The sequence below is a fragment of the Actinophytocola sp. genome (assembly GCF_049647105.1).
Taxonomy (GTDB): Bacteria; Actinomycetota; Actinomycetes; order Mycobacteriales; family Pseudonocardiaceae; genus Actinophytocola.
Map to the genome: position 1 here is coordinate 15186 of NZ_JBARWZ010000149.1, position 12325 is coordinate 27510.

General features: G+C 69.5%; 12 protein-coding genes. 10 read left to right on the plus strand and 2 right to left on the minus strand.

The window, feature by feature from the left end; all coding sequences use genetic code 11:
• Positions 1-29 precede the first annotated feature (29 nt).
• From WBA97_RS18400 to WBA97_RS18415, 4 genes are all read left to right on the plus strand, one after another.
• Complete coding sequence (locus tag WBA97_RS18400; protein WP_424232075.1) at positions 30-1073, plus strand: thiamine pyrophosphate-dependent dehydrogenase E1 component subunit alpha; 1044 nt, start codon at positions 30-32, stop codon at positions 1071-1073.
• Entirely contained in the window at positions 1070-2095 is a 1026-nt protein-coding gene (locus tag WBA97_RS18405; protein ID WP_424232076.1) for an alpha-ketoacid dehydrogenase subunit beta, read from the plus strand. The genes WBA97_RS18400 and WBA97_RS18405 overlap by 4 nt, the downstream gene beginning before the upstream one ends.
• A 14-nt stretch (positions 2096-2109) precedes the next feature.
• On the plus strand, positions 2110-2352 hold the full coding sequence (locus WBA97_RS18410) for a biotin/lipoyl-containing protein (RefSeq protein ID WP_424232077.1): 243 nt from the start codon (positions 2110-2112) through the stop codon (positions 2350-2352).
• 89 nt (positions 2353-2441) lie between these two features.
• A complete protein-coding gene (locus tag WBA97_RS18415; RefSeq protein ID WP_424232078.1) occupies positions 2442-4145 on the plus strand; it encodes a TIGR03767 family metallophosphoesterase in 1704 nt (567 codons plus the stop codon).
• A 35-nt stretch (positions 4146-4180) separates the two neighbouring features.
• Here the strand turns inward: WBA97_RS18415 and WBA97_RS18420 are convergent, their stop codons facing one another.
• Both WBA97_RS18420 and WBA97_RS18425 read right to left on the minus strand, forming a co-directional pair.
• Positions 4181-4930, minus strand: a complete 750-nt coding sequence (locus tag WBA97_RS18420; protein ID WP_424232079.1) for an enoyl-CoA hydratase/isomerase family protein — start codon at positions 4928-4930, stop codon at positions 4181-4183.
• Positions 4931-4964: 34 nt separating this feature from the next.
• Positions 4965-5693, minus strand: a complete 729-nt coding sequence (locus WBA97_RS18425; protein WP_424232080.1) for a GntR family transcriptional regulator — start codon at positions 5691-5693, stop codon at positions 4965-4967.
• Between the two features lie 207 nt (positions 5694-5900).
• Between WBA97_RS18425 and WBA97_RS18430 the strand changes: the two genes are divergently transcribed.
• Genes WBA97_RS18430 through WBA97_RS18455 form a run of 6 tightly spaced genes read left to right on the plus strand, consistent with a single transcriptional unit; the run spans position 5901 to position 12274 of the window.
• Complete coding sequence (locus WBA97_RS18430) at positions 5901-7088, plus strand: CaiB/BaiF CoA transferase family protein (RefSeq protein ID WP_424232081.1); 1188 nt, start codon at positions 5901-5903, stop codon at positions 7086-7088.
• Positions 7085-7873: an ABC transporter ATP-binding protein gene (locus tag WBA97_RS18435; RefSeq protein ID WP_424232082.1), complete on the plus strand. Its 789-nt coding sequence runs from the start codon at positions 7085-7087 to the stop codon at positions 7871-7873. Before WBA97_RS18430 ends, WBA97_RS18435 begins: the two co-directional genes overlap by 4 nt.
• Positions 7870-8580: an ABC transporter ATP-binding protein gene (locus WBA97_RS18440; RefSeq protein ID WP_424232083.1), complete on the plus strand. Its 711-nt coding sequence runs from the start codon at positions 7870-7872 to the stop codon at positions 8578-8580. Before WBA97_RS18435 ends, WBA97_RS18440 begins: the two co-directional genes overlap by 4 nt.
• A 36-nt stretch (positions 8581-8616) precedes the next feature.
• Complete coding sequence (locus WBA97_RS18445; protein WP_424232084.1) at positions 8617-9672, plus strand: branched-chain amino acid ABC transporter permease; 1056 nt, start codon at positions 8617-8619, stop codon at positions 9670-9672.
• Positions 9672-10790: a branched-chain amino acid ABC transporter permease gene (locus WBA97_RS18450; RefSeq protein ID WP_424232085.1), complete on the plus strand. Its 1119-nt coding sequence runs from the start codon at positions 9672-9674 to the stop codon at positions 10788-10790. The genes WBA97_RS18445 and WBA97_RS18450 overlap by 1 nt, the downstream gene beginning before the upstream one ends.
• A gap of 2 nt (positions 10791-10792) precedes the next feature.
• A complete protein-coding gene (locus WBA97_RS18455; protein ID WP_424232086.1) occupies positions 10793-12274 on the plus strand; it encodes an ABC transporter substrate-binding protein in 1482 nt (493 codons plus the stop codon).
• Positions 12275-12325: the final 51 nt, after the last annotated feature.

The window sequence follows — 12325 nt, forward strand, 5'->3', positions numbered from 1 at the left end:
GATTGTCGAAGACGACAGGGGTCGCAACGATGACCATCAGCGCCGGGACAGGCACCGATTCCACCGCCATCCCCGCCGAGTTCGCCCATGACGACGGGCGGGCGCTCGCGCTCGAGATGATGCGCAGGATGCAGCGCGTCCGGCTGTTCGAGGAAGCAACCACCGTGCTGTTCCACGCGGGTGAGCTACCCGCCATGGTCCACCTGTCGATCGGGCAGGAGGCCGCCGTCGTCGGTGCGTGCGTCGCCACCGAGACCTCGGACTACATGACCGGCAACCACCGCTCGCACGGGCACCCGATCGCCAAGGGCGCCCGGCTCGACGCGCTGATGGCCGAACTGCTCGGCAAGGCGACCGGTGTGTGCGGCGGCAAGGGCGGCAGCATGCACCTGGCCGACTTCTCCGTCGGCAGCCTCGGCGAGTCCGGCATCGTCGGCTCGGCGATCCCGGTCGCGACCGGCGCGGGGCTCGCCGCGCAGGTGCGTGGCACCGGGGAGGTCGCGCTGTGCTTCTTCGGCGACGGCGCGGCCAGCGAGGGTGTGCTGCACGAGTCGATGAACATGGCGAGCATCTGGCGGCTGCCCGTCATCTACTTCTGCGAGAACAACGGCTACGCGGTGAGCGTGACCGCCGAGGAGTCGCTGTCGGTGCCGGAGGTGTCGATGCGGGCGGCAGGCTACTCGATGCCGGGGATCACGGTCGACGGCCAGGACGTGCTGGCCGTGTACCGCGCGACCCGCGACGCCGTTGCGCGGGCGCGGGCCGGGGACGGACCGAGTCTCGTCGAGGCGAAGACCTACCGGTTCCACGAGCACGCCTACGGCCTCCAGGTGCCGACCCCCTACCGCGACCAGTCCGTTGTGGACAGCTGGTTCGAGACCGTCGACCCGGTGCGGCTCTTCCACGACCGGCTGCTCGGCTGGGGCATCGTCACCGAAGCGGAGCTGGCCGAGCAGCGTGCCGAGGTACAGTCCGAAGTGGACGCGGCGGTCGAGTTCGCCAGGGTTTCCCCGTTCCCGCCGCCCGAGGCGGCCTACGCCGATGTCTACGCTCCGTCGGAGGTGCACCCGTGAGCGAGCTCGCGAGCAAGGCAGTGAAGCCGAAGTCCGCGGCCAGGGCCAAGCAGCTCGGTTTCCTGCAGGCCATCAACCGCGCGCAGAACGAGGAGATGACCCGCGACGAGCGGGTGATCCTCATGGGACAGGACCTGCGCGCCAACGTGTTCGGCGCGGCAGCGGGCGCGCTGGAGTCGTTCGGGCCGTCACGGGTGCGTGACCTGCCGCTCGCCGAGGCCGGGTCCATCGGTGTCGCGGCGGGTGCCGCGATGGCCGGGCTGCGGCCGGTCATCGACCTGACGGTGGCGAGCTTCGTGTTCGGCGCCATGGACCAGTTCGTGTCGCAGCTCGCCAAGGCGCGGTACATGTTCGGCGGGCAGGCGACGCTGCCGGTGGTCGTGCGGGCCGCGTTGTACTACCACGGCGGCACCGCCGGTCACCACGCCGACCGGCCGTACCCGATGTTCATGAACATGCCCGGCCTGAAGATCATCCTGCCGTCGACCGCACCGGATCTGCTCGGCCTGCTGAAGTCCGCGATCCGCGACGACAACCCGGTGCTGTGCTTCGAGGACGCGAACCTGTGGGGCCGCAAGGGCCGTGGCCCCATCCCGGACGCCGACGACCACATCGTCCCGCTCGGGCAGGCCGCGGTGCGCCGGACGGGCACCGACGTGACCATCGTCGGCATCGGGCTTGGTTGCTTCCTCGCCCAGCAGGCCGCCGAGGAGCTGGCGGCGGACGGGATCAGCGCCGAGGTGATCGACCCGCGCACGCTGGTGCCGATGGACTGGCCGACGATCCTCGAGTCCGTCACGCGCACCGGCAGGCTGGTCGTCGTCGACCCGGCGAACCGGACCTGCAGTGCGGCCAGCGAGATCGCCGCCCGCGTCGCCGAGGACTGCTTCGGCGCGCTGCGCGGCCCCATCACCCGGGTCACGACCGACGACACCCACGTGCCGTTCAGCCCCGCGCTGGAGAAGCAGATCTACCCGACCAAGGACAAGATCGTCGCGGCCGTGCGCCGCACGCTCGCCTGAAGGAGAGGAACACGGTGGCACGACACGAGGTGCGACTCCCCCAGCTGTCGATGGGCATGAGCGACGCCGAGATCATCGACTGGTACGTCGAGGACGGCGAGGAGGTCGCCGAGGGCGCGGACCTGGTCGAGATCGAGGCGGAGAAGGCCCGTCAGGTGATCACCGCGCCGCAGGCGGGTGTGGTCGGCGAACTGCAGGGCGACAGCGGTGACGTGGTCGAGGTACGTGACCTGCTGTGCGTCATCGAGACGGGGTGAGCCCGCCCCGGCGTACACGTTGACCGGGCTGCCCGGGTGGCGTTCAATCGCGGGGAAGATCGCGAGCGAGCGCCAGTGTGGAGGCAGCAATGGAGCTGAACCGACGGGACGCGCTACGCGCCGGAGCACTCGGCGCGGCGGCGGCCGCGGCGGCTGGCGCGACGAGCGGCACCGCGGCGGCCGACCACCGTGACACCACCACGCTGGACCGGACGCTGCTGCTCGGTCCGCCCGGCGCGGGCGGCTACCGGCCGATCGTCCCCGGTCCCGGCGAGCCGCACCTGGTCCGCGACGAGTTGCTCACCGGCGCCCGGCGGACCCCGGAGCGCGGGCACCGCAGGCCGATCCTCGCGTTCGGGCAGCTCACCGACATCCACGCGATGGACACCCAGTCGCCCGCGAGGGTCGAGTTCCTCGACCGGTACAACGACCCCGACGGGCCGTACGGTTACCTGCTGCCGTTCGAGTCGTCCTACCGCGCGCACGAGTTCCTGTCGGCGCACATCAGCGACGCGATGGTGCGCGCGATGAACCGGGTGCGGCGCGGGCCCGCGACCGGGCGGCCGCTGTCGTTCACCATCGCCACCGGCGACAACGTCGACAACGTGCAGCACAACGAGCTGCGCTGGTACATCGACCTGCTCGACGGCAGGCGCGTCCGGCCGGACTCCGGCGACCTGTCCCGCTACGAGGGCGTCGCCGACCACGTCGCCTACGACGTGCGGTACTGGCATCCGGACGGCACCCCGGCAGGGCAGCAGGACGACCTCCCCCGCGCGAGGTACGGCTACCCCACCGTGCCGGGGTTGCTGGACGCCGCACGCAGGCCGTTCCGCGCCGAGGGGCTCGACATGCCGTGGCTCACCGCGTACGGCAACCACGACGGCCTGATCCAGGGCAACCTGCCGCCGATCCCCGAGCTGGCGCCGCTGGCCGTCGGCAACCGCAAGATCGTCGACCTGCCGCCGGGCACCGACATCCTCCAGCTCGCGCAGCAGTTGCAGTCGCTCGACCCGCGCGGGCTCGCGACCCTCCTGGCCGGTCCGGCGCGCACCGTCACCGCCGACCAGGACCGGCGGTTCGTCAGCAGGCCGGAGACCATCCGGGAGCACTTCGACACCACGTCGTCACCGCGCGGGCACGGTTTCGGCCGGTGGAACCTGGAGACCGGCAACGCCTACTACGCGTTCGACCGCGGCATCGTGCGCGGGATCGTGCTCGACACGGTCAACCCCAACGGCGGCTCGGAGGGCTCCATCGACGCCGAGCAGTACGCGTGGCTGGAGCGCGAGCTGTCCGCCGGGAGCGGCCGCCTCTTCGTGCTGTTCAGCCACCACACCATCGCATCGATGGACAACACCGCAGGCGTGCCGCCGAGGATCGACGGTGCCGCCGTGCGCGACCTGCTGCTGCGCTTGCCTGGCGTCGTGCTGTGGGTCAACGGCCACACCCACCGCAACACCGTGATCCCCCACCGAGCCCAGGCGGGCGGCGGTTTCTGGGAGGTCAACACGGCCGCCCACATCGACTGGCCGCAACAGTCCAGGGTGCTCGAGATCGTCGACAACCAGAACGGCACCCTGTCCATCTTCGGCACCATCGTCGACATGGCGGCGCCGGCCGCGCATCGTGGCAAACTCGACTCCCCGACGGCGCTGGCGTCGCTGGCGAGGGAGCTGTCCGGCAACGACTGGCAGTCAAGGGAACGGCCCGTCCCCGGCGAGGACGGCAAACGCGGATCGGTGCAGGACCGCAACGTGGAACTCCTGGTCCCGGCGCCGTTCCGCCTGTGAGGACCTGTCCGGTGAAGTCCAGCATGCCTTCTCCTCTACCGAGCGCGTCGGGCCGCGGCGAACTCCGGGCCCGCGAGAGCCTGTTCTTCCAGTGCGAGGCCGTACCCGAGCGCCTCCCGCGCTGCCGCCTTCAGATGGCGGTTGAGCACGGACTTCGTGCTCTGCAAGGCGTACGGCGGCAGCGCGGACCAGCGGGCGGCCAACGTCGTGGCCGCCGCCAGCGAGTCCCCGTCGGCCACGACCTCGTGCACGAGACCCACGTCGGCCGCCTGCTCCGCAGTCAGCACCTCACCGTTCAGCACCAGGTACTTGGCCCGGTTCAGGCCGACGAGCACCGGCCACAGCGCCGCGCTGCCGTTGCCGGCGGTGACGCCACCGAGCACGTGCCGATCGCCGAGGTGTGCCGACCGCGCCACGAACGCGACGTCGGCCAGGGTGGCGAGGATCGCGCCGAGGCCGATGGCGTCGCCGTTCACGGCGGCGATCACCGGCTTGTCGAGGGCGAGCAGGGTCTCGACGATGCGCTGCGCCTCCTGGATCGGGGTCAGCCCGGTGAGCGTGGTGAACGTCCTGGTGGGACTGGCGTCCCCGCCGCGGCAGAACGTCTCCCCCGCCCCGGTGAGCACCACGACGCGCACGTCCGCGTCCTGTCCCATGTCGGAGAAGACCGTCGTCAGCTCGGAGTGCATCGCGTCGTCGACGGCGTTGCCGTGCTCCGGCCGGTCCAGGATGAGGGTGGCAACCCCACCATCCACTTCGGTCCGGATCCGGGTGTAGTCAGCCATGGCCGACGATTGTATGCAATCAGCCCGGCGAAAACTACTCGTCGCCGTCGAGATTGCGCAGGATCCGGTCGCGGCCGAGCATGATGTGCTCGTGCATCAGCTGCGCGGCCCGCACCGGCTCACCCTTCGCGATGGTGTCCCGGATGAGCTGGTGGAACAGGTTCGACCGGTCCAGTTCCTTGTTGGAGAACTCGTGCAGCGCCTCGAAGACCAGCGGTGCGTCCACCGCGCTGCTGAGCAGGTGCGCGAGCCTGGTGTGCCCGCTGGCCACGATGATCGCGGCGTGGACCCGGCGGTTGGCCTCCCCGATCAGCCGTGTGCGCTCGAGGTGGTCGAGGTCACGGCGCCGCATCGCCTTCGCGAAGTCGCGGATGCCATCGTCGATGGCCTCGATGTCGTCCTCGGTGGCGCGGGAGGCGGCCAGCTCGGACGCGTAGGACTCCAGCCTGGCACGCAGTTCGTAGAGGTCGAGCACGTCCTGCCTGGCCAGTGACCGCACCACCGCACCGCGGTTGCGTTCGGTGACCACGAGCCCGTCGGCGGCCAGCATGCGCACGGCCTCGCGCACGGGCGTGCGGGAAAGGTGCAGCTCGGCGGCGATCTTCGCCTCGATCAGCCGCTCCCCCGGGCGCAGCCTGCCCTCCACGATCCAGGCCCGGACCGAGCTGTAGGCGAGCACCGGGGCCGCCATGCCCTCCTCCGGCATCGGCCCGCCACCGTAGGCCGCCGCGACACCGTTGCCGTTCTCGACTTTCGCACCCATCGCCTGTCGCACCCCATTCTGCCAACCGGTCGTAGAGGGTACGCGGCCGGTGACACGGAGTGCCCGGCAACGGGCGCACGCCATCGCAGGTGCCGGTCAGCATACAATCCGCGAACTGCGTCAACAAGAGTGCTGACAAACCCTTGTCTGAATCTCCGGATTGTGTGCAATATGTGTCCACTGTCGATTCAGGAGGGTGGCGCGGAGTTGGGTCCCCTTAGTGGAGTCAGAGTTCTCGAACTGGGCAGCTTCATCGCAGGCCCGTTCGCAGGCCAGTTACTGGCCGACTACGGCGCGGAGGTAATCAAGATCGAACCGCCGCGCACCGGCGATCCCATGCGGCACTGGGGGATCACCAAGGACGGCGAGTCACTGTGGTGGCCGGCGATCGCGCGGAACAAGAAGTCGGTGACCGTCGACCTTCGGGGCGAACGCGGGCAGCGGCTGGTCCGCGACCTCGTCGCCAACTGCGACGTGGTGCTGGAGAACTTCCGGCCGGGCACGATGGCGCGGTGGGGTCTCGACTACGAGAGCCTGCGCGCGGTCAACCCCGGCGTCGTGGTCGTGCACGTCTCCGGATTCGGCCAGACAGGCCCGAATGCGGGCCACGCCGGCTTCGGCAGCGTGGCCGAGGCGGTCGGGGGAATCCGGTATACAACCGGCTCCCCGGACGACACGCCCGCACGGGCTGGCATCAGCCTCGGCGACTCGCTCGCCGCGTTGTTCGCCGTCATCGGCACGCTCTCCGCACTGCGGGAGCGCGACGCGAGCGGCGCGGGCCAGGAGGTCGACGTCGCCATCTACGAGGCGGTCTTCGCGCTGATGGAGTCCATGCTCGCCGACTACCACGTCGGTGGCGTCATGCGCACCCGCAGCGGCAGCGTCCTCCCCGGCGTCGCACCGTCCAATGTGTACCCGACGGCCGACGACGCCGAGGTGGTCATCGCCGCCAACGCCGACTCGGTGTTCGGCAGGCTGACCGAGGCGATGGGCAAGCCGGAGCTGGCGACCGACCCGCGCTACGCCACCCACCAGGCGCGCGGCGCGGCGATGTCCGAGCTGGACGAGCTGATCGGTGCATGGACGTCCATGTTCGACAGCGCCGGGTTGATCGATCTCCTGCAACAGCATGGCGTGCCGGTCGGGATGATCAACACGGCCGCCACGATCCTCACCGACACGCACTTCGCCGATCGCGACATGATCCTGTGGCGGCAGAGCGCCACCGGCACGGAGCTCCCCATGAACGGTGTCGTGCCCAAGTTCTCCCGCACCCCCGGCGAGATCACCCACACCGGACCCGAGCTGGGCGCCGACACCGACGCCGTGCTCACCACGCTCGCGGGTGTCGACGGCGAACAGCTGGCGGCACTCCACGCGGACGGTGTCGTATGAGCGAAGCGATCCAGCAGCAATCGAATGATCTTCTTGCCCTGGAAGGCGTCACCGTCCGGTTCGGTGGCGTCGCCGCGCTCGACGGGGTCTCGTTCAGTGTCCGCAAAGGACAGGTCGCGGCGCTCATCGGGCCGAACGGCGCGGGCAAGACGACCGCGTTCAACGCGATCAGCCGTCTCGTGCGGCCCTCGGCGGGCCGCATCCACTTCAACGGCAAGGATCTGCTCCGCCTCGACGCGTCCGCGCTCAGCGGGCTTGGCATCGCCCGCACGTTCCAGAACCTCGCGCTGTGGCCGGGGATGACCGTGCTGGAGAACGTCATGGTCGGTGGGCACGCGAGGGGGCGAGTCGGCTTCGTGACCTCGACTCTCGGCTGGTCCGCCCGCAAGGAGGACGGCGAGCTACGGGCCCGCGCCTACGCGATGCTGGAGTACTTCGGCATCGCCGACGTCGCCTACCGCGAGTGCAAGGGCCTGCCCTTCGGCACCATGAAGCGCATCGAGCTGGCCCGCGCGCTCATCGCCGACCCCGAGCTCCTGCTGCTCGACGAACCCGCGAGCGGGCTCGCGCACGGCGACGTCCGCGAGCTTGGTGAGCTGCTGCTGCGCCTGCGCGACGAGCACGACATGACGCTGCTGCTCGTGGAGCACCACATGCAGTTCGTCATGGGCATCTCCGACTACGTGGTCGCGCTCGACTTCGGCCGCAACCTCGTCGCGGGCACCCCAGCCGAGCTGCGGGACTCGCCCGAGTTGATCGAGGCCTACCTGGGGACGCCAGTATGAGTACCCTTCTGGAACTCCGTGACGTGCACGCCTTCTATGGCGAGGTCGAGTGCCTGCACGGCATCGACCTCACCGTGGAGGCCGGCGAGGTGGTCGTCGTCCTCGGCGCGAACGGCGCGGGGAAGACCACGCTGCTGCGGTCGATCTGCCAGCTGGTGCGCACCGAGGGCGAGATCTCGTTCGAGGGCAAGCGGATCGGCGGGAAGTCCACCTACGACGTCGTCCGGCGAGGGGTGTCGATGGTCCCGCAGGGCCGGGGCACGCTCGTCGACCTGTCCGTCGACGACAACATCCGCGCGGGCGGCTACATCCGTCGCGACAAGGAGGTCGAGGCGGACGTCGCGTACTGGTACGAGGTCTTCCCCCGGCTGGCGCAGCGGCGGTCGACCTCGGGCGGCAGCCTGTCCGGCGGCGAGCAGCAGATGCTCGCGATCGCCCGCGCGCTGATGAGCCGCCCCACGCTGCTGCTGCTCGACGAGCCGTCCCTCGGGCTCGCGCCGATCGTCGTGCGACAGCTGTTCGACGTGCTCGCCCGCGTGTGCGCGGAACGGGAAGTCGCCATGGTCGTCGTCGAGCAGAACGCGGCGCTGGCACTAGACATGGCCCAACGCGGCTACGTCCTGGAGGCGGGCACGGTGGCCGTCACCGGACCCGCGGAACAGCTGCGCGACGACGAGACCGTCCGCCGCGCGTACCTCGGTTACTGACCCCCGCCCCCACGTCAACCCAAAGGAGGGTGCCCCGTGGCGATCACGACCACAGGCCGGCCGGAGACCCCGACCGGCCGCCCAGCACGAGGCGGTGACGTGCTCGCCGCGCGCCGCCGCCGCTCCGCCACCAAGAGTCTCGGCGTGGTCGCCGCGCTGCTGGCCGCGTTCTCCGTGTACGCGATCATCGACGGCGGACTCACCCTGTACCTTCAGCGCGTCATCGACGGCGCGACCAACGGCGTGCTGTATGGCATGGTGGCGCTGGCACTGGTGCTGGTGTTCAAGGCGACCGGCGTCATCAACTTCGCGCAGGGCGCGATGGCGATGGTCGGCACGTTCCTCGCGTTCACCGCGGCCGACAAGTGGGGTCTCCCGCTGATCATCGCGATCGTCGTCGGCATGGTGATCTCCGCAGCCGCCGCTGCTGGCATCGAGCGAACGCTGATCCGGCCGTTCGACCCGAGCAACCACCTGGCGATCACCATCGTCACGCTCGCGCTGTACCTCGCGTTCAACGCGCTCGCCGCGTTGCTATGGGGCTTCGACCCGCGTGGCTTCCCCACGCTGTTCCCACACGACGCGGACGACTACATCACGATCGCGGGCGCCCGCCTCTACTACACGAACCTCGGCACCGCGCTGCTCGTCGGACTGGTCGTCGTGGTGCTGCACCTGGTGCTCTCCCGCGCCCGGCTCGGTCTCGCCTTCCGGTGCGTGGCAACGAACGTGGAGTCATCGCGGCTGCTCGGCATCCACATCGGACGGACGGTGCAGGGCAGCTGGGCGATCGCGGCCGCGGTCGGCACGCTGGCGGGCTGCCTCGCCGCGCCGACCACCTACCTCGACCCGACGTTCATGGACAAGATCCTGGTCTACGCCTTCGCGGCGGCCACCCTCGGCGGGCTCGACAGCATCGCTGGCGCGCTCGTCGGCGGGGTCGTCGTCGGCCTGTCGATCGCGTTGCTCACCGGCTACATCCCAGCGCTGGGCGGCCAGTTCGGCCTCGGCTGCGCGTTCTTCGTGATCATCGCGGTGCTCCAGTTCAAACCCTCCGGCCTGCTCGGCCGCCGCACCCAGGATCGTGTCTGATGGCCAGGTTCACCATCGAAGAAGGCAGCGGCACCCACCGCAACCTGCGCTGGGGCGCGGGCGTACTCGCCGCAGTGTTCCTGGTCGTGCTGCCACTGCTGATCCCGTCCGTCGCCCAGATCGAGACGCTGACGCAGATCGTGTGCTACAGCGTCGCGATCCTCGGGCTCGGGCTGCTCACCGGCCACTGTGGACAGATCTCGCTCGGGCACAGCGCGTTCGTCGGCATCGGCGGGTACACCACGATCATCCTGGTCGCCGACCACGGCTGGCCCTATCTCGCCACGATCCCGGTCAGCATCGTGCTGTGCCTCCTGGCAGGCGCACTCGTCGGCATCCCGGCGCTGCGCATCCGCGGGCTCTACCTCGCGACGGTCACCCTTGCCGTCGCGGCGCTGTTCCCGGTGCTCGTCAACAAGTTCCCCAGTTTCACAGGAGGTCCCAACGGCAAGTTCGCCACCGAGGAGATGACGGCGCCGGACTGGTTCTTCGTCAATCCCTACACCCCGACAGGCCCGCCGACCGACCACTACTACGCGATCCTCGCCGTCGCCGCGCTGATGTTCCTGATCGCAGGGAACATCGTGCGCAGCCGGGTGGGCCGCGCGATGCACGCGGTGCGGGACGCGCCACTGTCCGCTGCCGCGGCCGGCATCAAGGTCGCACCGGTGAAGATCTTCGCCTTCGCCGTAAGCGCCGCCTTCGCGGGCGTCGCAGGCTCCCTGCTCGTGATCCAGGTCCCCGCGGTGTCCGACGCGCGGTTCGACCTGTACCTGTCCATCTTCCTGCTCGTCGCGCTGATCGCCGGGGGCAGCGCATCAATCTGGGGTGCGGTACCGGGAGCCATCGTGTTCGTGGTCCTGCGCACCTACATAGCTGACTGGGCCGAGTCACTCGACCTGCTCAGCGGCCGACCCGATGGCGGTCAGATCGTCGGCATCATGTCCGGCGCCCTGCTCATCGCCTTCGTGTTCCTGTTGCCCGGCGGGGTGATCGACGGACTCGGGCGGCTTCGCCGCCGGATCGTCGAGATCGTCCCCCGGCCCCCACGCGACTGGGAGAGGTACCGGTTCGCCGCGCCTTCCCGGACCGACCAACCGGCTGTGAGAGAGAGCTGAAAATGACCCGATCCATCTGGCAACGGTGCCTGGCGATCCTGGCGGCCACCGCCGTCACGGCCTCACTGGTGGCGTGCTCGCACGAGGAAGCCAAGGACGCCGCCGAGGCGCAGAAGTGCGGCCCGTCGACCTCGAAGCCCAAGGACGCGGGCACACCGCCCTCGGACGGCAGCATCCCGGCCCCCAACCCGGACGCGAAGAACTGGGGCCAGTCCGAGGGCTGCGTCTACACCGGACCCGGTGACTTCAAGCTCGACGTGAGCGACTGCCCGTCGAGCTGGGACAACAACGGGGGCATCACCGACGACGAGATCCGGCTGTTCACCAGCATGCCGCACTCCGGTGCGCTCGCCGCGTACGGCGCCATCAGCGATGGCATCAAGACCTACTTCGACTACGTGAACAAGAACGGCGGTGTGCAGGGCCGCAAGGTCAGCATCGACGTCAAGGACGACCAGTACCAGCCGGACCTGACGCGCAAGAACGTCGAGGAGGCCGTGCAGTCCGGCGACTACGCGTCGAGCTTCGCGGTCCTGGGTTCGCCGAACAACCTCAACCTGATGGACTACACGGACAAGAACTGTGTCGGCCACTTCATGGTCGCCGCCTCGGACAACGAGTTCGGCGACCCGGTCAACCACCCGTGGACAACCGGGTTCGGTCTCGACTACTACAACGAGAGCGGCATCTGGGCCTCCTGGATCAAGGAGAAGTTCCCCAAGGGCGCGAAGGTCGCGACGATCTCGATCGGCAACGCGCTCGGACAGGCCTACATCAACGGGTTCAAGCGGGCCGTGGAGCAGACCGACGGCATCGAGATCGTCGACGAGCAGACCAACGACGTGACCGCGCCGAACGTGGACAACGAGGTCACGAGCGCGGCGGCGTCGAAGGCGGACGTGGTGGTGGTCGCGGAGGCAGGCACGTTCTGCACCCAGACGATCGGCGCGATCGAGAAGAGCTCGTGGGATCCCGTGGTGGTCGCGGCACAGCCGTGCGCACAGATCCAGACGACCTACGCGCCGCTGGGCAAGCTTGGCCTGACCGGCAACGGCACCAACGTCGTCCGGTACTACTACGCGCCGACCGACCCGGACAACACCAACAAGGAGTTCGCGCAGCTGTACACCGACACGGTGACCGCGGCCGGGCTGGACGCGAAGAACGCACAGATCGCGAACGGCTGGTTCTGGGCGTGGTACATCGTGCAGGCGCTGCAGGACGCGTCGGTGATGAAGGGCGGGCTGACCCGCGCCAACATCAACATCGCGGCCCACTCCTTCACCTCGACCTACCCCCTGATGATCGACGGCGTCGAGGGCAAGGTCAGCGGTATCGAGGACGCCTACACGTTCGAGGCGGGCGGCATGTACACCTACACCGGCGCGACGGCGAGCGCGACCGGGCACTTCGAACAGGCCGGACCGCTGATCGACAACGGCGGCAAGCTCGGCAACTGGGAGAAGGCCAAGGGCGGTAAGTAAACCCACCCCGAGGCTCGCGGCCGGTACGGACCATGGCGCCATGGTCCGTAC

Coding starts and splice junctions, on each gene's coding strand:
- WBA97_RS18455 (WP_424232086.1), top strand. CDS start 10,793: ATGACCCGATCCATCTGGCAACGGTGCCTGGCGATCCTGGCGGCCACC.
- WBA97_RS18435 (WP_424232082.1), top strand. CDS start 7,085: ATGAGCGAAGCGATCCAGCAGCAATCGAATGATCTTCTTGCCCTGGAA.
- WBA97_RS18440 (WP_424232083.1), top strand. CDS start 7,870: ATGAGTACCCTTCTGGAACTCCGTGACGTGCACGCCTTCTATGGCGAG.
- WBA97_RS18420 (WP_424232079.1), bottom strand. CDS start 4,930: ATGGCTGACTACACCCGGATCCGGACCGAAGTGGATGGTGGGGTTGCC.
- WBA97_RS18425 (WP_424232080.1), bottom strand. CDS start 5,693: ATGGGTGCGAAAGTCGAGAACGGCAACGGTGTCGCGGCGGCCTACGGT.
- WBA97_RS18450 (WP_424232085.1), top strand. CDS start 9,672: ATGGCCAGGTTCACCATCGAAGAAGGCAGCGGCACCCACCGCAACCTG.
- WBA97_RS18415 (WP_424232078.1), top strand. CDS start 2,442: ATGGAGCTGAACCGACGGGACGCGCTACGCGCCGGAGCACTCGGCGCG.
- WBA97_RS18400 (WP_424232075.1), top strand. CDS start 30: ATGACCATCAGCGCCGGGACAGGCACCGATTCCACCGCCATCCCCGCC.